13 protein-coding genes and 1 tRNA gene are annotated in these 19,823 nt (G+C 33.7%); 9 read left to right on the forward strand and 5 right to left on the reverse strand.

Annotated elements, in window-relative coordinates; genetic code table 11:
• Nucleotides 1-202: 202 nt before the first annotated feature.
• Together ACP6PL_RS12810 and purF are read left to right on the forward strand one after the other, a co-directional pair.
• A complete protein-coding gene (locus ACP6PL_RS12810; protein WP_426545650.1) occupies nucleotides 203-568 on the forward strand; it encodes a hypothetical protein in 366 nt (121 codons plus the stop codon).
• 706 nt (nucleotides 569-1,274) lie between these two features.
• The gene (gene purF, locus ACP6PL_RS12815) at nucleotides 1,275-2,753 is read left to right on the forward strand and encodes an amidophosphoribosyltransferase (RefSeq protein ID WP_426545651.1); all 1,479 of its coding nucleotides are present in this window, start codon (nucleotides 1,275-1,277) and stop codon (nucleotides 2,751-2,753) included.
• Between the two features lie 1,111 nt (nucleotides 2,754-3,864).
• Here the strand turns inward: purF and ACP6PL_RS12820 are convergent.
• Nucleotides 3,865-4,491: a chorismate lyase gene (locus ACP6PL_RS12820; protein WP_426545652.1), complete on the reverse strand. Its 627-nt coding sequence runs from the start codon at nucleotides 4,489-4,491 to the stop codon at nucleotides 3,865-3,867.
• An 803-nt stretch (nucleotides 4,492-5,294) separates the two neighbouring features.
• On the opposite strand from ACP6PL_RS12820, the gene ACP6PL_RS12825 reads away from it, so the two are divergent.
• Both ACP6PL_RS12825 and ACP6PL_RS12830 read left to right on the forward strand, forming a co-directional pair.
• Nucleotides 5,295-6,923, forward strand: a complete 1,629-nt coding sequence (locus ACP6PL_RS12825; RefSeq protein ID WP_426545653.1) for a hypothetical protein — start codon at nucleotides 5,295-5,297, stop codon at nucleotides 6,921-6,923.
• Nucleotides 6,924-7,889: 966 nt separating this feature from the next.
• Nucleotides 7,890-9,842 (forward strand): ATP-binding protein, encoded by a 1,953-nt coding sequence (locus ACP6PL_RS12830; RefSeq protein WP_426545654.1) that lies wholly within the window; start codon nucleotides 7,890-7,892, stop codon nucleotides 9,840-9,842.
• Nucleotides 9,843-10,425: 583 nt separating this feature from the next.
• Here ACP6PL_RS12830 and ACP6PL_RS12835 read toward each other — a convergent pair.
• Nucleotides 10,426-10,506, reverse strand: a tRNA-Leu gene (locus ACP6PL_RS12835).
• A gap of 288 nt (nucleotides 10,507-10,794) precedes the next feature.
• Between ACP6PL_RS12835 and accC the strand changes: the two genes are divergently transcribed.
• On the forward strand, nucleotides 10,795-12,150 hold the full coding sequence (gene accC, locus ACP6PL_RS12840) for an acetyl-CoA carboxylase biotin carboxylase subunit (protein ID WP_426545655.1): 1,356 nt from the start codon (nucleotides 10,795-10,797) through the stop codon (nucleotides 12,148-12,150).
• Between the two features lie 185 nt (nucleotides 12,151-12,335).
• Here the strand turns inward: accC and ACP6PL_RS12845 are convergent, their stop codons facing one another.
• Complete coding sequence (locus tag ACP6PL_RS12845) at nucleotides 12,336-12,620, reverse strand: YggT family protein (RefSeq protein ID WP_426545656.1); 285 nt, start codon at nucleotides 12,618-12,620, stop codon at nucleotides 12,336-12,338.
• Between the two features lie 279 nt (nucleotides 12,621-12,899).
• Here ACP6PL_RS12845 and psbX point away from each other — a divergent pair, with 279 nt between their 5' ends.
• From psbX to ACP6PL_RS12865, 4 genes are all read left to right on the forward strand, one after another.
• Nucleotides 12,900-13,019 carry a photosystem II reaction center X protein gene (gene psbX, locus ACP6PL_RS12850; RefSeq protein ID WP_293141669.1) on the forward strand — a complete coding sequence of 40 codons (120 nt, stop codon included), beginning with the start codon at nucleotides 12,900-12,902 and terminating at the stop codon, nucleotides 13,017-13,019.
• A gap of 299 nt (nucleotides 13,020-13,318) precedes the next feature.
• Nucleotides 13,319-14,206, forward strand: a complete 888-nt coding sequence (locus ACP6PL_RS12855; RefSeq protein WP_426545657.1) for a Ycf66 family protein — start codon at nucleotides 13,319-13,321, stop codon at nucleotides 14,204-14,206.
• A 946-nt stretch (nucleotides 14,207-15,152) separates the two neighbouring features.
• Complete coding sequence (locus tag ACP6PL_RS12860; RefSeq protein WP_426545658.1) at nucleotides 15,153-16,322, forward strand: trypsin-like peptidase domain-containing protein; 1,170 nt, start codon at nucleotides 15,153-15,155, stop codon at nucleotides 16,320-16,322.
• 423 nt (nucleotides 16,323-16,745) lie between these two features.
• The gene (locus ACP6PL_RS12865; RefSeq protein ID WP_426545659.1) at nucleotides 16,746-17,552 is read left to right on the forward strand and encodes a PPC domain-containing protein; all 807 of its coding nucleotides are present in this window, start codon (nucleotides 16,746-16,748) and stop codon (nucleotides 17,550-17,552) included.
• 106 nt (nucleotides 17,553-17,658) lie between these two features.
• Here the strand turns inward: ACP6PL_RS12865 and ACP6PL_RS12870 are convergent, their stop codons facing one another.
• Nucleotides 17,659-17,862: a chlorophyll a/b-binding protein gene (locus ACP6PL_RS12870; protein ID WP_426545660.1), complete on the reverse strand. Its 204-nt coding sequence runs from the start codon at nucleotides 17,860-17,862 to the stop codon at nucleotides 17,659-17,661.
• A 478-nt stretch (nucleotides 17,863-18,340) separates the two neighbouring features.
• Nucleotides 18,341-19,378 carry a succinate dehydrogenase/fumarate reductase iron-sulfur subunit gene (locus tag ACP6PL_RS12875; protein ID WP_426545661.1) on the reverse strand — a complete coding sequence of 346 codons (1,038 nt, stop codon included), beginning with the start codon at nucleotides 19,376-19,378 and terminating at the stop codon, nucleotides 18,341-18,343.
• Nucleotides 19,379-19,823 lie beyond the last annotated feature (445 nt).

The following is a 19,823-nucleotide window of genomic DNA, read 5'->3' on the forward strand; positions in this document are numbered from 1 at the left end:
TCTGATGTGATTTAACCTGTTAAATCTCTATATAGTAAAACTGCTCTGACATCTGTATTATCTAAACAATAATATAACTAAACAACGCAGTTATTATGCAGTACCAATTCAACAGCAAACTCTACATATCCATTACTGGCAATATCTGCTCAAAGAAATTAATTTAAAAGAATTCATATATCCCGAATGAATGGGATGATTTTTGCCATCAAAGACACAAAAATTTTTGCGTCAACAAGGTGAATATCATATTTATTGTATAGGTTTGCTTATGTCTATTTATGCTACAGATATTTATCTGATATTTGAACAAATATTGGAATCTAATAATTTACAAATAGTAGATGAACAGGAAAAATTACAAATAGATAAACCAGAATTTAGACAAAAAATTATTGAGATTTTAGACTGGTATACCAACTTATATAAAAATGGCTATGTACCACCTAATGCAGTTAATTGGCTCAATGTTCATAATAATACTAATTTCCTCAACCGTAATACTTTAATGACAATTAACCCTACTATTTCAATTCCTGCTTCTCAACAAGATGATGAAAAAATTTAAAAGTTTTAATTGAAGGCTTATTACCAACTGAAGCAACAGACCAAGCTATTAACCGAATTAAAGAAATATTTTCGGTAGTCCATCAAAAAAGTCTCGAATTAAGCTGTTGTGCATTGAAACAAATTATTGTTGTGTGCATTATTCTCAGAAAAACCCTTATTACTTCTGGCTTGCTAATACTGATTTTAAATACGTATTAGCCTAAGCAACTAAACAAAATTTATTGTATACTTTGAACCAAAATTAATCAGAAGAGATTCTACTTCTTTGACTAAGTTTATAGCTACTATAAGTTCAAGAGTCTAAGCATTTATATTTGATAAATCTCCACAATATTTCTATTTTTTTGACTGATAACTGAATAAATGTCTTCAACCTAGAGGGCAAATCTACCACAGTGTAGTTTACCCTGGGACATACGGTACATAGTGCTTTTTGTAGCAGGCATTAGAAACCATAACCATACTAGGGGCATTTCATGGAGAATCTCTCGTATCGTAGATTGATATGAAAACTGCTGTAATTTAAATTACCGCTCTCTCTTGTCAGGTTAATTTTAAATATTAGTTTACAATACTTCATAACATCAGTTACTATAGTTAAAGAAAGGTTAAGATGTCCCCAACCTATTCCTAGACAGGATAATTTTTCACCTTGAAAAGAGTTATAAAAACTAACAATTCTAATAAAAAGTTAAAATTTAACCATGACTGATAACTACTCCCCAGATACAGAGCAATATTCAGAAAATTACCAAACAGATAAACCAGAAGAAGCTTGTGGTGTTTTCGGGATTTATGCCCCAGAAGAAGATGTAACTAAACTTACCTACTTTGGCTTGTATGCTCTACAGCATCGAGGTCAAGAATCAGCAGGAATTGCTACTTTTCAAGGAGATCAACTATATATACACAAAGGAATGGGGTTAGTATCTCAGGTTTTTAATGAGTCAATCCTACAACAGTTGCCTGGTAATATAGGAATTGGTCATACTCGTTATTCTACTACTGGATCTAGTCGTATTATCAATGCTCAACCTGCTGTTGTTGATAGTCAGCTAGGGCCACTAGCTCTTGCACATAATGGTAATCTTGTCAATACAGCAGAATTAAGGGAAGAGTTAATCAAACGTGGGTGTGATTTTAACAGCACTACAGATTCAGAAATGATTGCATTAGCGATCGCCACAGAAGTTAAAATTGGTAAAAGTTGGCTAGAAGCTGCTATTAGTGCTTTTCATTTATGTCAGGGAGCCTTTAGTTTAACTATTGCTACTCCAGAGGGTCTTATGGGTGTACGCGACCCCCACGGTGTAAGACCTCTGGTGATTGGGACTTTAGAAGATACCAACCCAAAAAGATATGTCCTGGCTTCAGAAACCTGTGCATTAGATATTATTGGCGCGGAATATCTGCGAGATGTTGAACCTGGAGAATTAGTTTGGATTACAGAAGAAGGTATGGCTTCTTTCCACTGGAATCAAAAACCCCAGAGGAAGCTATGTATTTTTGAAATGATTTATTTTGCCCGGCCCGATAGTATTATGGAAGGGGCTAGTTTATATAGCTACAGACTTAGAATTGGACGCCAGTTAGCAAAAGAATCTCTTATAGACGCAGATATGGTAATAGGTGTTCCTGACTCTGGCATTCCGGCGGCGATCGGTTTTTCCCAAGAATCAGGTATTCCTTATGCGGAAGGATTAATCAAAAATCGCTATGTTGGTCGTACCTTTATTCAACCGACTCAGCACATGAGGGAATCAGGTATTCGTATGAAACTTAACCCTCTCAAAGATGTTTTGGAAGGTAAAAGAGTTATTATAGTTGATGATTCCATTGTCCGGGGTAATACCAGTAAAAAAATTGTTAAAGCTCTACGAGATGCCGGCGCAACAGAAGTCCACATGAGAATTTCTTCCCCACCAGTTACTCATCCCTGTTTTTATGGAATTGACACAGATAACCAGAAACAATTAATAGGAGCAACAAAATCAGTGGCAGAAATTGCTGCAAAAATAGGTGTTGACTCTCTAGCATATTTGAGTTGGGAGGGGATGTTGAAATCAACAGAAGAAGACCCTAACACTTTTTGTTCTGCCTGTTTTACTGGTAACTATCCTATTCCTCTACCAGAAACATTAAAGCGTTCAAAATTAATGCTAGAAAATTCAGTTCAAGTTTAAATATACATCTCTATAAAATAGGGAGTAGGGAGTAGAGAAAAATAATTAATGATTTATGTGGGATAATTGATTATATTTTTTATTCTAATAGTATTGTGTCTGGTTAATTAATGACCATCAAGGTATTAAGGTTATAGGTTTTAGGTATTATATTGAGTTTGTCTAATTCATTCTCCTGCAAAACCTTATTCTCAGATTTTTCTTTGTTTCCTTTATTTCTTGTTCCTAACTATTGATAATTATTCAACCGGACATAATATAAAACGATAGAATAATCTTTTAATCCTACATCCGTACTTCAAAATATAGTATTAAAAAGGAGTCAGGAGTCAGGAGTCAGGAGTCAGGAGTCAGAATTCAGGAATAAATCATCGTGATAACTTAATAAATCAACAATTAAGTAAGATTTATGCTTAATATCTCCTCAGAATTTGACTCAATAGAAAGGTGAATGAAGATGATTTACATAGTGTAAATACCTAGCAAGCTAAGGATTTTAATACTACTTTTAATGTTACAACTTGACGTGCGGAATGTGGGTTTAATGATTAATTACCAATAATCAAAATTTTTTGCTGAAACACCCACACCTATTTTTATCTTGTGCTGTGGGTTTTTAAATCAAAAGTAATATTTATTACTCAATATTATCAATTCTTTTTTTATATTCATCCTGATTTTATGTTTTAAATAAATCATCGATCAGCCAAGCTAATAATCCAAGTTTATAATTACCAACTTTATTATCATCTTTCCCAAAAATTTGCAGAAAACTAAGTTACACTCTGAGATTCAAGATTATCATAAACTTATTTTATTAATTCACTATCATAAATAGTATCGTCTTTTTTTGTCTCCTTATACTTACTTAATTAACTATTAAAATTTTTCTCTATTTTCTTAATTAATCATATTTTTTCTACATTTATTTGTTACTTATAAAGGTTAATTTTAAAGTTTTTATTTAATAAGTTATTGCATTTTTTAATAAAACTTTGACAATTTTATTTTGAGGTAAAACGGAAAAGATAAGATGAAATAGTAAACAAAAGAATGTCCTATCTTTAAATAGTTAGGGGTATATTTATAGTTATCAAAAAACTAACAACTATTACTTTGAAGAATCCCCATCCATAACGTTTATTTGTCCCAAATATTTCTTAAGATAAGGCGAAAATACCTCATAAATTAATGTTAGTGGTTGGCCATGATGCCAAAACAGATAATGTCGTCCCCAAAACGGTCCAGATTCACCAAAAGCAAACTCTAATTCTCTAGAATTACCATAATAAATTCCTTGGACATCTCTATATAACTCTGTTCGCAAACGAGCTAAACTAGCCCAAATTGGCAAAGACCGATTTTGCAAATACTCATCTACATGACTTGCTTCCCACCAAGATGCAGCATAGGCTAATCTTTGCCCAGAAGCTGTTCTTAACCATACTTGTCGCCGTAATCTTGGGCCAGGTACAGCATGAATTAAATCAGGAGCATTATCTAGATTCATGCCAATATGAGACATATCAATTACATCAACCTCTGTGGGTTCAGTTGTCAAAAGTTGCAAGTGACGAGTAGGGGAACCATCTCCCAGAAGTAATATTTGCCATGGGGGCGAAAGTTGGGAGTGGGGTAAACCTTGGCGAACAAATTCTTCTCCTCCTTGCCACAAGGGAGTTAAGGAATACCAACCTCTCGGCTGTGTTACAGGGTTTTTGGGTGAAATAGCAGTCATTTCAGTTATCACTTATCAGTTATCACTTATCAGTACTTCTGGTTGAAGCCTTATGCTTGAAATACTGAAGTTTATTCTCTCTTGGTCGATTATATGGCGAAGAAACCTAGCCATCCCATCCTACGGAAATCTCCGCTTTTTCCTGACGGAATGCTCCGCAAAAGCCGAAGTGTGAAGTTGTGCACCAGTTAAACGACCGCTTTTTATCCACTATCCAAGGGAAGGCTTCAGACCCTATTTTTTGGCCAATATTCTTCTTTACAAAACTTAACTTCTTATTATCATCATAGCGTTTCTACTAAATTTTTTCTACTAGCATCACACTGTAGCAATCCTATTTTAGAGTTTGCGGAAAAAGCTTTATGGGTAAGGGCGGGAATAGGACATAGGCACTCTTAACAATAGTGTGAGTATTAATCTTTCTGCATTTTCCCCTCACCAGACTAGGAAAAATCTCTGGTTTTTAATCTTAAATTTACTGATTTTATGGCATTCCCAGCCAGGGAATTCAGGACTTAAAACTATGAAAATTATCGGTTTATCGATTTATTCAGCAGATCCTATTTTAGTTGTAATATTTTGGTGGTAGTTAGGAGTGAGAATTTAAAAAGTCTTCAGTTAAAATTAACTGTTATAAAATTTTCAAAACCAATGTGCGGATTGCTATAAAATATTAGTCATCATATTTTGTATTTTTTATAAAAAAAATCAATTCCAGCATTTATTTAAAGATTTTATTGCTTTTTCAAACTTTGAGTATGATACAAGAGAAATAGAGAAGGTAATCTTAGGCAAGAAAAACAATGAAGAAAAAACAGGAATCATCTTTGTGGAAATCAATGGCTAACAAAGCATCAGAAGTCAGAGAAAATTTCGGCAAAGAAGTATCTAAAGCAACTAAATCAATCAGCGAGCAAGCCTCAGAAGCAGCAAAAAAGAAAGCCTCAGACATGGAAGAAGTTATTAGTAATAAAGCATCGGATGTTAGTAAATATTTCCGAGAAACTGCTAAAAAATCTACTTTAAAAAAACAGCAAACTAATTCAGAAGTATCCCAAGAAACAGAAAATAATTTAGAACAAGAAGAAATATATCATATCTTTGTTGGTTATCAGACTGCTAATCAGGGAGGTACTCAGAAAGTCACTCTCAAATCAGGTAAAAGTTATAACGTAAGAATTCGCCCCAATAGTACCGAAGGCTCGACTTTACGACTACAAAAATGTGGTTTACAAAGCAATGATGCGTTCCTAGTTTTACATACTTTTTATAATCCCGAATTAAACTTAGACCGCCGGATAAATAGTTTAGTAATTCGTACATCAATTTATGAAAGAAGTAAAACTAGATGTTTAGAAGTTTATAATAGAATTAATTCTGGTTTATATACCTATGATTTGGCAGCACTGAATTTATTAGATTTTCTTGTAGAATCATCAAATATAGATTCACTAATTGGTTTACGCTATAGAATTGCCAGTGAAAATTCTCGGTGGGTTGGTATTGATAAAGGTTTGGAACAAGTTTTAGATTCTAGCAATTTAATGGAAGTTGAAAAGTATAATTTGAAAGCAACTTATCTATATATTAAATCTGGAGAACCTCTACCTAATTTTGAGAAATTTAGACAGTTAGATGCAATTATTTTAAATTCAGCGATCGCTCCGGAGCTAAAAGATAAATATTTATTAGCAAGTGCAACTTCAATGGCACTGAGAATAGATATGTTAATCGTAAATTTGCTTTATAGTAGCCCAGAAATAGATAAGAGTAAGCATCGTAAATATTTATCTATTTATCAACAACTGAGGGAAGGAGCAACAGTAGTAGATAATGGGATTATACAAAATTTAGACAGTGTAATTTTTGCAGCTGAAATTCCCAGGATTTGTAAAATTGTATATCAGCTTTTAAGAGATAGATATTTTGAATCAGAGTTAGAAGTAAATGCCAATGATTTTCACACAGTTTTTAGCAAATTAAAGAAAGCAGAAAAGTTTGTCAGACAGTCAGAAAATTCAGAAAAAATTACAAATAGGTTTGGTAATATTGCTATTCAAAAAGGGATGTTAATTGAGGGAGTTGATGATGCTGTAATTATTGGTGGTGTTGGAGTATTAGCAGGAGTAAAAGTATTGAAAGGTGGAGAAGCTTTAATTGGAGCAGTAGGTTTAGTAGCGATCGCCTCAACTTTAGAAATTAGTACAAAGGAGAAAATTAAATTAGGAATTACTGAAGAAGGTAATTTTTTGGGAGAGGTTACTTATAGTGGAATTATGAATGCTATTAATCAAGTTAGTTGGGTTATTGGTGATCGAGGAGAAAGAAAGTTAGAGCAGGAACTTGATATTTTTAAAATGTTTAAGGGGAATCAAAATCGAAAGCAAATTTTGCAAGAGTTGGAAACTAAGTTGTATAGTTCAAATACATAATATTTTATTGATTAAATTATCCAATATGAAAAAGTAATTGCTTTCCACGTTTGCTGAAAGTTTCCATTGAAAAGTTTTGTACTCTACATAATAAGTAGATTTTTTGAACTTAGGAAAACTTTTTTTACCTTTAATACTTTTCTGGCAGTTATCATAAAATATAGATATTGCGGACTAAGCTATTTCCACAGTAGATTGTCAAGCCAGTGAATTTAGTTTTGCTTCTCAACTAATTCTTTAGTTAATACTTTGCCATGTTTATTCAAATCATACTTATAGTTATTTTTAATCAGAATGAAACATTTTTGTAGCTGAAACCTTTCGACAGTAATAAATTATTGTCTCATCTCAGTCTAAACTAAAATAACTATACTTATACCATTTCACTTTAAAGATGTCAGAAATAGTTTCAAAGTTATAATTTCAAATAATTCGTTGAAACTATTGTAATGTCAAAGTTGTCTATCTATTAAATCTAACTTTTAATTTTTAAATTTTGACTTTTTACTTCCGTGAACACGGTATAGCTTTTTCATTTTTCATCCAATATCTTAAACATTTATTTTGGATAAACTTAGAAGTATTAATAGCTTCATATATTGCTTTGTATTGCTCTGGTTTAGCTTTAGGTTTAAACTCATAAATTATCATTTTCCTCGACCTAAAATATTCATCTGTATACTTTAAACTATGGCATAAAATCTTAAAATACATAACATCGAGTCGTCTATTTTAATCTTGAGGAGTTCATGTATCCTAGGCATTTAATGCGCGGGGTTTTATAATTCCCCAAACCCCACATCGGATAATACTATCAATAATTCAGAATTATTTTTTTATAATATGTGGTTTGGTGACTAAACCCCGACACTTTAGTTTGATAAATATGATGATTAAACTTACATCCTATAACTGTAATTTTTTGCTTCTATTATATTCTGAGAACATCAAACTAATTGAATTAATATGTCAGAACTGAGAAAGACACTAAACCCTGTTATTTCTTACAATCATATACTCTCTGAACTTTCTGTCAATCGTGAAGATCCATGTGAAGTTATTAGGGAATTAATCTCTAATTCTTATGATGCTAAAGCTTCTCAAATTCAAATATACCCACTTTTACAAGAAAAAGGATTTATATTTTTTGATGATGGTACTGGTTTAAGTGAAACAAAAGAAACTAATGGTATTACTCCTTATCGTGCGTTTTTCTCAATTGGAAAATCTACAAAAGTTGAAGGAGAATCTATTGGTTATAAATGTCAAGGTTCTAAACTTTGTTTTGCATCTAAAAAAATTACTATTATTACTAGATGTTCAGATGAACCTTCGTGGCGATATATATCAATAGATAATCCCCAAAAAAATATTAATGAGTCTTTTAATATTTCTTCTAAGTTTAATGAAAAACCTTGGGATAGTCTAAGTGAACTTTTTCCTAGACCAAAAAATCCAATAAAAAACATACTTAAAGAATTAAATCAAGATTTTTTTACTAATCATTTTAATCATCAAGGAACAATGATTATTATCGAGGGATTAGACGTTCAAGATTTTTCAGATTTTTATTCCTCGGATGACTATGGAAGAAAACAATGGTCATATTTAAAACATTACATTCGCTTTAATACAAGACATGGGGATATGAGAATACTTAAACCTGATAATACAGGTTTTCCCAAAAAGAGAGAAGTTTCATTTAAAGAAACTTTTGGATACAATGATGAATGCAAACTGTCTCTATGGTCTAAAATTAAACGTAATGAATATGGATTAGACCAAATAAAACCAGGATATCCTTATTTACCAAAACCAGATGCTACTGAAAAAATCAAAACTCCTACTCAAGTATCAAGTCTTTATGATGGTAATTTTTCAGGTCGTTATTGTTCTACTTTTTCATATCAAGAAATAAATTACTGTATCACTTTAGCAATAGATGGAAATAGAAGAGCATTAAATAAATATCCAGAATTAGGTAGAAAAGGGAGGGATAATAGCAGGTCTGGAATTAAATTAGTAGATCAAAGAGGAACTTTCATTTCATCTGAAGGTGTGAAAATTTGTGCTTACAATAAAATTTTTGAACATCCATTATTAGAAAACTATTCCATACTCGCAGATACCAAAGTTAAATCTCATTATATTTTGATAGTTAACGGTAGTTTTAACGTAGTGACAAATAGAAATTCTTTGACTGATGCTTCTAAACAGATATTAAAAGACGATTCATTCTTGAAACAAATAAAAAAGTTTTTAGATGAAGCTCAACGAGAAGTTCCTGTTTTTCGTGAATTGATTGAAAGATTAAATAAGGAAAATCAAGAAGCAAGATTAGAGGCGTATACTCAAAAATTAGACAAGCTTAAAAAAGATATTAAAAATAGAACAAGGTTTCAAGTTAACAATATAGAACAATTAAAAGATAAATGGATTATACAACCAGAAATAGGAGAAGAACATTGGGTTGGATCATTATATACAATGTTTTCTCATCTAGTTACTGTTGATTCATCTTATGCAGAATTATGGGTACGTCCAAGAACTTTTTGTGGTGTTGGTCTTGATAGTATAGCTGTTCCATTAGAAGAAAATAGTTTAGCAGAAAAGGTTCACAGAGGACTAGAATATAAATACACTTTTTCCCCAATTGATGAATATAATCATCCTTTTATTGTGACTAATTTTATAGTTTGTTGGGATATGTCTATCCCAGAAGAAGGGGAACAAATTAAGGATACTTATAGCTATTTTGGATATGTATATTTAACAGAAGAATTAAATGATATTGGTTATGAAATAGTTGATATTCAAAGTCAAACTGGTCAAATTCATAATCAAAATATTAAAGTAATTAGCTTAAAGAAATTACTAGATAAGACTTTTAATTGTAAATGGACTACTCCACCAAAATAACTATCTTCTAATATGTAGAGCTATAGTTTTTCTTGTATAGAGGAGTTGTTAGTATTTCCTAGAGAGTAGACCTGCTTAAGGTCACTCTTCTCAAATTCCAGGGATTCAAATAATTTCTATGGAATTCTTAACTAGGAAGACTGTGTTATTATTGGGTTGTTCAAAATCTACAGGTAGATAAGCCCACCTAAGCAAAACATCTCTTTATATTTTGCCTAGTTGAAGAGTAAATAAACTATAGCGCTATAGTTTCTCCGCCAAATCTTTTTTGATTATTTGACCTCTCAAAAATTATCAGCATCGTCCTACCCAAGCAAAACATCTTTAAGACAATTTAATTTCTCAAACCCAACAGTAAATAAACTATAGCGCTATAGTTTCTCCGCCAAATCTTTTCTGATTATTTGACCTCTCAAAAATTATCAGTATCGTTCTTACCTAGGAAAGATATTACAGATTAGAAAACAAAACAGTAAATAAACTATAGCGCTACAGTTTTGAGTTTCCATATCTACTGTTAATTCCTTGCCACGAATAAAGATAAAATCAGAGGCTATTACTTTCACCCCTGACTCTTCTCTGATGCGGATGGCGAGACTCGAACTCGCAAGGCAAAGCCACACGCCCCTCAAACGTGCGCGTATACCAATTCCGCCACATCCGCTCTAGTTAGCATTTATAAAACAAACTTCCATAGTTTTATGGAATCTTAGCTAACAATATACAATAATAACATAAAATTCCCGAATGTCTACAAGAAATTTTCTCAAATCTTTTTGATATAGCAGTCGTCAGAGTGTTGAGGAAATTCTCAAGCCTCTGAAATTTAGTCTATGCTGCGAATTTAACTTCATGAGTTCTGAGTTCTGAGTTCTCACTTCAGCTATAGGCTCTTCCCTAAAAACCCAAAACATTTTATCCTAACTGAATAATTGAGCGAAAAGCACCCAAAATGCGGTTCTCTAAAATCCTAATAGCTAATCGAGGCGAAATAGCCCTACGCATTCTCCGCACCTGCGAAGAAATGGGCTTATCTACCATAGCCGTCCACTCAACCATAGACCGCCATGCCCTCCATGTCCAACTGGCAGACGAAGCAGTTTGCATTGGTGAACCTACCAGCAGCAAAAGCTACCTCAATATTCCCAACATTATCTCGGCTGCCTTAACTCGTGATGCCTCTGCCATCCATCCAGGCTATGGCTTTCTAGCTGAAAATGCCCGATTTGCAGAAATCTGTGCTGACCACGACATTGCTTTCATAGGCCCATCACCAGAGGGAATGCGGGCAATGGGGGACAAATCTACAGCCAAAGAAACCATGCAAAAAGCCGGAGTTCCAACAGTTCCTGGAAGTGATGGTATTTTAACAGATGAAAAAGAAGTAGTAGCGATCGCCGAAAAAATCGGTTTTCCTCTAATGATTAAAGCCACCGCTGGAGGTGGGGGACGAGGGATGAGACTGGTTCGCCAAGCTAAGGAACTAACCAAACTATTTCAAGCTGCTCAAGGAGAAGCAGAAGCAGCTTTTGGCAACCCAGGAGTTTATATAGAAAAATTCATTGAACGTCCCCGTCACATTGAATTTCAAATCTTGGCTGATAGTCACGGAAATGTGATTCACCTGGGAGAAAGAGACTGTTCAATTCAGCGTCGCCATCAAAAGTTACTTGAAGAAGCTCCAAGTGCAGCATTAAATCCTAAACTTCGACAAAAAATGGGCGAAGCTGCAGTAAAGGCAGCTAAGTCTATCAACTATATTGGTGCTGGTACAGTGGAATTTTTGCTAGACCAGTCTGGTCAATTCTACTTTATGGAGATGAATACCAGGATTCAAGTAGAACATCCAGTCACAGAAGTAATTACAGGACTTGATTTAATTGCCGAGCAAATTAAAATTGCCCAAGGTGAGAAATTACAACTAAGTCAAAAACAGGTAAACTTTAATGGTCATGCCATAGAATGTCGCATTAACGCTGAAGACCCAGAGCATAATTTTCGTCCTCATCCAGGTCGTATTAGTGGATATTTACCACCAGGAGGCCCGGGAGTTAGGATGGACTCTCATGTTTATACAGATTACGAGATTCCACCCTATTATGATTCGTTAATTGGTAAATTAATAGTCTGGGGGCACGACCGTCCTACTGCTATTCAGAGGATGAAACGCGCTCTCAGAGAGTGTGCGGTGACCGGGGTTCCGACTACTATAGGTTTTCATCAAAGAATTCTAGAGAGCCCAGAATTTATTCGAGCGGAAGTCTATACTAACTTTGTTGAAAATATGATGAACCAACAAGCAAAATAATTCCCAAATAATCGGGTAAGGGGTTTGTTTAAATAAGGTATTCAACAATCTAGATATCATTTTGCTTGTCTGTCGAATCATAAGATATTTTCAGTCTGAAAAGAATAAAGATACAGCTATTTTTATCCTTGTTTGAGATAGCTAACCTTTATAGTTTCGGATTTTGGGGATAACTTCACTTTTAGCTACAGCATCATTTTCAATAAACCTTGCTGACCCAAAAGCATCTCTCGCAACAAGCTGAAAATACCCACCCAAATAATTGGGCTAATATCTACCCCACCTAAAGGAGGCACAATTTTTCTTGTGGGAGCTAAGAATGGTTCTGTAGGCCAAAAAATCAAATTAAATGGAAATTGATTAATATTTACCTGGGGATACCATGTCAGAACAATTCGGAAGATAAATAAGAAAGTCATTAACCCCAGGATAATGCCTAGAGTCCAGTTAGCTAATGTCAGATAGTCCATAAAACCAGCTAAAATTTAACTTTTGTAAATAAAATCAATCTTATTGTATTGCAAATTATTAAGCCAGACTAATATTCTGCAAACCTGAAACTCAACCGAATGCTTTATCGTAGTCTACCTTCTTTTCTTGATAACAGCGAAACGATGGAATTAACGAATGCTCAGTACAAGCATCCTGAAAATTAGACCTCCTTCCAGATGTTAGGAAAAAATTTTGACTAAATGGATTAATATTGAAAACTAAAGGAAATCAATTTTTGTAACAAAGGGTAATAATTTATGACTCCTTCTTTATCAAACTTCTTCTTCAGTCTGTTGGCAGGAACTTTAATTGTAGTGATTCCAGCTACAGTTTTTCTGATATTCGTCAGCCAAAAGGACAAAGTTACCCGTTCCTAGACTCTAGATATTTTTCTTTGTGACTCAAAGGTTAATTAACACTAATGGAGAAGACTTTCTTCTATAAAATTAACCTGACCTTTATTTTAAACCTCAGCTAAAGTAAAGGGTAGGCAGCGATCAAATTGTCCAACCCCTACAAACTGAGGTTTTTCTTTGTTAAATTGAGAATGTATTATCAAACAAACACAAATATTAAGTGAAATTTATATATAAAAATAGCTTGAAGCCTTGAAAGCAGGCTAGGGTTAAGATTCTTAACCCAAAAGGCTAATTTGTGACTGATTAGGAGATTTATAATGGTAAATTTAGGATTCGGATTTCAGACCCTCATGGGAGTAATTCTGGCCTTAGCTGGAGCTGGCCTCTACTTTTTGCGTACATGGCGTCCGAAGTTAGCAAGAGATCATGATATTTTCTTTGCAGCAATTGGTCTATTATCTGGAGGTATTTTAGTATTTCAGGGTTGGCGACTAGATCCAATTTTAGCTTTTGGTCAATTCTTATTAACCGGTTCTACTATATTCTTTGCAGCAGAAGCCATAAGTCTAAGGGGAGTTACAACTAAGCAAGCTAGAGAACGCACACCTGTTGTAGATGAAGAAAGGTCAGTTAGTCCTGTTTATAGCTATGCAGAAACAGAGTTCGATGAACTAGAGCCTTATGAAGAATATCCTGCTAAACGTCGGATCAGAGGTGCTGAAGATTATCGTTCTTCTAGATCAGATTATTATGAAGATGACTACCGCCGTCGTCCTCCTAGTCGCAGAAGTAATTATGATAGACCCGGAGAACCAAAACCAAAATTACGCAAGCGTAGTACTACCCTAGAAGATTACCCAAGGTCATCTGAAGATTGGGAAACTTCTATAGATTCAGAGAACAGGCGAGCTCGCTCTCGTAGTCGGGAAAACTTTGGTTATACAAATGGGCAGGAAAATAGACAACCTCGTTATAGTAATCAAGATAGCTCCGAAACTAGAACTGATGAAGAAAGAGTAGCCCGTGGCCATAGTAGTAGGTCTACTCCCATAGCAAATTATTCGGAAGAAAGACCTCCTAGAACTAGGAAAATTGCTTCTCCAGAAGCATCATCTTCTGGTAGAGAAGTGACACCTACAGATTATGTGGAGTATACCCCTATGGACTCTGCTGATAATGATATTGATGGTTCTACAAACTATTAATAGGAGTAGGAATGAGGCGGATATAGTTATTTTCACTGGTATTTCATTGCTAAAGTTAAAGATGAAAATTTCTAGTTTCCTCATTCCTTATATTCTTTACTGTAGGTGAATATCACTTTAGTAAGGCATCTAATAGGACTAGGCGCAACTCAAAAGTCTAGGGGTCATTAATGTCCAATTCCTATTTGCATAGTACTATAACTATCAAAACTAAACTATAAAAAATTAAAATCTTGTACTTCTACCGATGATTAGTTACTGAAAAACTAGGTTAATAGGAAGATTTATTACTCAAAGTTAGCATAAAAAATACTGAAAAATGTAGTTGCGTTATTGAACTATAGATTATGATTTATTTAAAGCTAACAAAAAAGGCAAAATTACAGAGAAACACAGGATAATTAAATATAAAATAAAAAAAGGTAATGCCTACAGTTAGTTATCCACTATCAGCTATAAAGAATTCAAGGCAATTAAATTAAACTAGAATTAAGCAATACTTGTAAGCACTGGTTTAGTAATAATAACTTCTACATCCATAAGCATTGGAATTATAATTTTGACGATATTTGATGAGTTGCGAAAATCCTAACTTGTTGAGACAAAAGAATTATTATAAAGTAAATTAATAAGTAGTTTAGAGCAGTAACAAAGTTGAATATAACTTGAATAAAAATTGTATTCATCACTAATACCAAGCGTGATAAATTTCTGCTACAAATAGTTACTGCTACTTAGGAAATAGGTATAAAGAAATATAGAATTGGCGATCTACAGTAAGGAAGAATGGAATCTAACCATTTTTTTTCTGTTGAGTCTCTATTCTTACTCTAAAGAGAGATTAAAATCAAATTCTTTGATGGGTCAAGCTTATTTGTAATATTATTTTTTTCACGCTTGGTATAACTAATTGTTTGGTTATATAAATTAGATTTTACAAGCAACAATGAATGTCAAACTTTTGCAAAAAGCTACATTAGGAATATTAGTAGTAGGTGTAAATTTCACTAACTTTTCTGCCGTTAATGCTCAAATAAGACCCGATAAAACCATAAAAATTTGGCACAAAAACCAAACAGAATCAATACTTGCTCTTAGTATAGAAGAACAAACTAATATTCGTGTTTATCAACGAGCAAATCAAGCCGTAGTCTCCATAGATACAGATAAAACAAACGGTAGCGGTACAATTATCTCTCCTGATGGAATGGTATTGACTAATGCTCATGTTGTATCCCAAGGTGGTATGGTACAAATCACTTTAGCAAATGGAAGAAAAGTTAAAGCAGATGTTATAGGATTTGGTGAAAAAGGTTTAGACTTAGCAGTTCTAAAAATTAGAGGAGAAACAAACCTTCCCACAATTACAATAGCTCGTCCTGGTTATACAAAAGTAGGTCAGCGAGCTTTTGCCATTGGCAATCCTTTTGGTAGATTTCAAGGTACTCTTACTGTGGGAATAGTTAGTCGCATAGACCAAGAAAGAGGTTTGATTCAAACAGATGCAGCGATTAATCCTGGCAACTCTGGGGGACCATTATTGAATAGTGCTGGAGAACTTATAGGTGTGAATACTGCTATATTTACTCGTGGTCAATTAGGGGGTAACATTGGTATTGGCTTTGCCATATCTATAGATAAAGTCCCAGAGTTTCTCCAGGCAGTTCGAGAAGGACGAGCACCTTTAGTCGCTCAACAGCAAACTGCGATATTTGATGAACAGCTTGCTAAACAATTAGACCTTAATGCTTTAATAGAAGTAAAAGGCAATTTGGATAGAGAGTCTAATGTATTACCTGTAGACAATAGTTACTACGATCTTTACGCTTTTGAAGGTAGAGCAGGTCAAAAAATTTCTATTGACATGAGCAGCAATCAAATAGATTCCTACTTAATTTTATTAAACTCAAACGATCAAGAATTGGCTCAAGATGATGATAGTGGTGGAGAGAAAAATGCCAGAATTATAATTACATTACCAGAGGATGGAACCTATAAGTTATTAGCAAATTCTTATGAAGCAGGAGAGTCAGGAGAGTATGAGTTGAAAATTGAAACAACTTCACCTAGAATTAGACCTTTCTTTGAACGAGAAAGAATTAACTATTATAGATAGATTGAATTGTCTAAAAATTCCTCTACTATAGCAATGACTATCAAGAGTAAAGTACAAAATTCCTGTGTTTGAGGTTTGAGAGATAAGAAAGAAAAAAGATAGGTATACCTTATTAGCCTCAGAAACGCTATATTGATTTGTAGAGAAAAATATCAAATCAAAAAAATATAGTAGAGGTTGAGAACTGAACCATAAATAGAATAGACTCAAAAAATTCACAATGACTTGATAAAAGCCAAATAAAACATTTAATAAACTCAAAAGTCAGCATTAGTTTGGAAATAAAAAAATGAGTAGGTTGAAACTATCTAACTACTGACTAAAATCCACTCTAAACTTTTTTAGTTAATAATTATTTGTGATTATTTCCCACTATGCTAGTAGGCTAGTTGGAGAATTTAAGTAATATATTTGAGGTGATTAATGCGTCAAGCAAGATTTTGGGCGATCGCTCCTTTTAGTCTACTAACTATTTTGGGAAAACCTTTACTTTCCCCTCTAGTTCCACTTCATCAAGTGGTTGTTAATCCTAGTTACATAAATAAAATTTTAACGAAGTCGGAAATTTTAGCCCAGGATACTTCATCTCCAGAAGAGAGCCCATCACTAGAAACTACTCCGACTCCAGAAGAGAGCCCATCACTAGAAACTACTCCGACTCCAGAAGAGAGCCCATCACTAGAAACTACTCCGACTCCAGAAGAAAGTCCATCATTAGAAACTACTCCGACTTCAGAAGAAAGTCCATCACTAGAAACTACTCCGACTCCAGAAGAAAGTCCATCACTAGAAACTACTCCGATTCCAGAAGAAAGTCCATCACTAGAAACTACTCCGACTCCAGAAGAGAGTCCATCACCAGAAATTACTCCCCCCACCCAAGAACAAGAAGTTATATTACAGCAAGAAGGAACACTTGGTGATGGAGACTTAGTGCTGCCATCCGATGAAAGTATTTATGATGAACATACCTTTGAAGGTATAGAAGGCCAGGTAGTAAATGTAACCTTAGAAAGTCCTGATTTTGATACTTATTTAGCAGTCTTTAGTCCCACTGGTGAACTACTTGGAGAACATGATGATGTTAATCAGAAAAATACAAACTCTCAACTAACAATTACCTTACCTGTGACAGGTAAATATCGTGTAATAGTTAACTCTTACGATAAAACAGGTAGGGGTGAGTATAATCTGAAAGTAATTCAATCAGGAGAAACATCTGATTTATAACATCTGAAACAAGTGAATGGCTAATAGCTAATATCTAAATAAAGTCTAAAGACTAGATATTAGCTATTAACCATACAAGAAATAATACAAATAAAACTTAATTTGGCTAGCGTAAACCTATCCAAGAAAACAAATCTTGATGAGTAAATACTTCCAGTAATAATAAAATAAAAAATCCTACCATAGCAAACCTGCCATTGATTCGTTCTGCATAAGTATTCCAACCAAAAGCTGGTTCAGCGAGGTTGGCAGTTGTGACTTTTTTTGTAGGTTCTGAGCTAGTAGATGAAGAAGTAGAATTTTCCGACATAATTATTGATAGAATTTTTTACATTATACTATTTCTCAAATGAATAAAATAACTAAGTTTTCAATTTTAGGAATCTAACTATAAATAGGGATAAGGCAATAAAAAAATACTTTAGAAACTGCTTGAGAAGTATTGCATAGAAGCGATGAATCCTAAAACCTAACCCCCCTGCACGCCTTCCCTACAAGGGAATGAGAGTTTCAAAGCTTCTCTCCTAGCGGGAGAGAGGTTTTTATGAGTTTACAAACAGCTTCTCAGGTGATTAAAATGAGAATAACTACAGAATCAATTTAATATATATTTAATTACCATTAGTAAATCTTTTAAATATAAAATAAATTTTGAAGTAAAAACTTGCCCTAAAATTGAATTTTCTGGTATTTATGAGTGCTAACTCCTAATTCCTGGCTTCTATTAAAAAACTTAATCTTGAGAAATGTACAAAATAGTTTATATCTAAATTCAGAGGTATAAGTTATTATTTTGCCACAGTATATTTATTATCTAAGCTTTTTACTGATTCAATTAGCGATCGCACGGTTTTAGTTCCCTCAGAAGGTTCAAAAGTTAAAGGAAACTTACCCTTGGCCAACATTCTTAATCCCAAAGGTCCCAAACTACATAACCCTTGAATATCTCGAAAATAGTTACCAACTACTTGAATACCAAATTTTCTTTCATCGATCCAACCCCCATCCTTAACCAAATCAATTAATACTTTTCGGTGGCGAATAGAACGACTAGCTTGTTGGTCTTTACGAGCAAGAACTTCTTGTTTAATCTTACCTATTTGCTCCATAGGTGAAACTTCCATCGGGCAAACAGAATTACAATAATAACAACGGGTACAACCCCAAACTCCTGCAGTATCAAGATTATATTTTTCTAATCTTTTTTCTGTTTGGTCGTCCCGCGAATCAGCTACCATTCTGTAAGCTTTCGCTAAGGCGTGCGGTCCAACAAAAGCTGGATTAACTTCACGAGCATTACATTCAGAATAACAAGCCCCACAGAGAATACAATTACCTGTTTGATTTAATTTATCCCGTTCAGCAGGAGTCTGTAAAAATTCCCTTTCTGGAACCTTTCGTGCTTCTGTACTTACATAAGGTTCAACTGCTTCTAGATTTTGCCAAAAGCTACTCATATCTACTACTAAATCTTTAATTACTGGCATATTGTTCATAGGAGAAATAGTTATTTCTGGAAGATATTTGGCAGTAGTATTATTAGTAGAAAGATCGTAATTATTATCAGCTATTTTTTCTAGTCTAGCTAATTCATTTCCAATATTTTCTTTGCAAGCTAAAGCTGAACGACCGTTTATTCGCATCCCACAACTACCACAGATAGTATTTCGGCAGTTTTTACGAAAAGCTAATGTTCCATCTTGTTCCCACTTAATTCGATTGAGGCATTCTAAAATTGTATTGCCTGGTTCAACTTCTAGGGTGTAAGTTTGAACTTTGGGTTCAGTATTTTGATTTTGTCTAACAATATTAAAATTAACTTTCATAGATGATAATTTGATCGGTATATTCTATTAGTTTAGCCAGGGTAGTTAACTATAACAGTTATTATAAGTATTTAGGAATGAGAATTTATTAAGCATGAAGTATCAAGGTATTTTTTATAAATTTTAGGAAAACTAGATATTATTATTTAACAAGGAGATTAATTATTCTTAGACTTGTCCAGATAACTCACTTAGATACCTAAAATCAAGAATGATAGAGTTTTAAAAAATTTAGCATACTATCAGTTTGGGATTTATATTTAATGATATCTAGTTTAGTTTACCTCAAAAGCATATCAAAATCAATAAGTGTTTTCGATAAACTAGTAACGCTACCCGGAAGTCAGAATTCAGAATTCAGAAGTTTTGATTGGAAAGGCTTTGAGTATTTTGTCACTGGTCACTGGTCACTTATTTCCGTCATCCTGCACTAGTAACTTAGCCA

It is taken from the genome of Dapis purpurea BLCC-M126, from assembly GCF_050015975.1.
GTDB lineage: Bacteria > Cyanobacteriota > Cyanobacteriia > Cyanobacteriales > Microcoleaceae > Trichodesmium.

What these genes read in the sequence shown, in the direction of transcription:
- purF (WP_426545651.1), top strand. Translation starts at nt 1,275, where the DNA reads ATGACTGATAACTACTCCCCAGATACAGAGCAATATTCAGAAAATTAC.
- ACP6PL_RS12820 (WP_426545652.1), bottom strand. Translation starts at nt 4,491, where the DNA reads ATGACTGCTATTTCACCCAAAAACCCTGTAACACAGCCGAGAGGTTGG.
- ACP6PL_RS12825 (WP_426545653.1), top strand. Translation starts at nt 5,295, where the DNA reads ATGAAGAAAAAACAGGAATCATCTTTGTGGAAATCAATGGCTAACAAA.
- ACP6PL_RS12830 (WP_426545654.1), top strand. Translation starts at nt 7,890, where the DNA reads ATGTCAGAACTGAGAAAGACACTAAACCCTGTTATTTCTTACAATCAT.
- accC (WP_426545655.1), top strand. Translation starts at nt 10,795, where the DNA reads ATGCGGTTCTCTAAAATCCTAATAGCTAATCGAGGCGAAATAGCCCTA.
- ACP6PL_RS12845 (WP_426545656.1), bottom strand. Translation starts at nt 12,620, where the DNA reads ATGGACTATCTGACATTAGCTAACTGGACTCTAGGCATTATCCTGGGG.
- psbX (WP_293141669.1), top strand. Translation starts at nt 12,900, where the DNA reads ATGACTCCTTCTTTATCAAACTTCTTCTTCAGTCTGTTGGCAGGAACT.
- ACP6PL_RS12855 (WP_426545657.1), top strand. Translation starts at nt 13,319, where the DNA reads ATGGTAAATTTAGGATTCGGATTTCAGACCCTCATGGGAGTAATTCTG.
- ACP6PL_RS12860 (WP_426545658.1), top strand. Translation starts at nt 15,153, where the DNA reads ATGAATGTCAAACTTTTGCAAAAAGCTACATTAGGAATATTAGTAGTA.
- ACP6PL_RS12865 (WP_426545659.1), top strand. Translation starts at nt 16,746, where the DNA reads ATGCGTCAAGCAAGATTTTGGGCGATCGCTCCTTTTAGTCTACTAACT.
- ACP6PL_RS12870 (WP_426545660.1), bottom strand. Translation starts at nt 17,862, where the DNA reads ATGTCGGAAAATTCTACTTCTTCATCTACTAGCTCAGAACCTACAAAA.
- ACP6PL_RS12875 (WP_426545661.1), bottom strand. Translation starts at nt 19,378, where the DNA reads ATGAAAGTTAATTTTAATATTGTTAGACAAAATCAAAATACTGAACCC.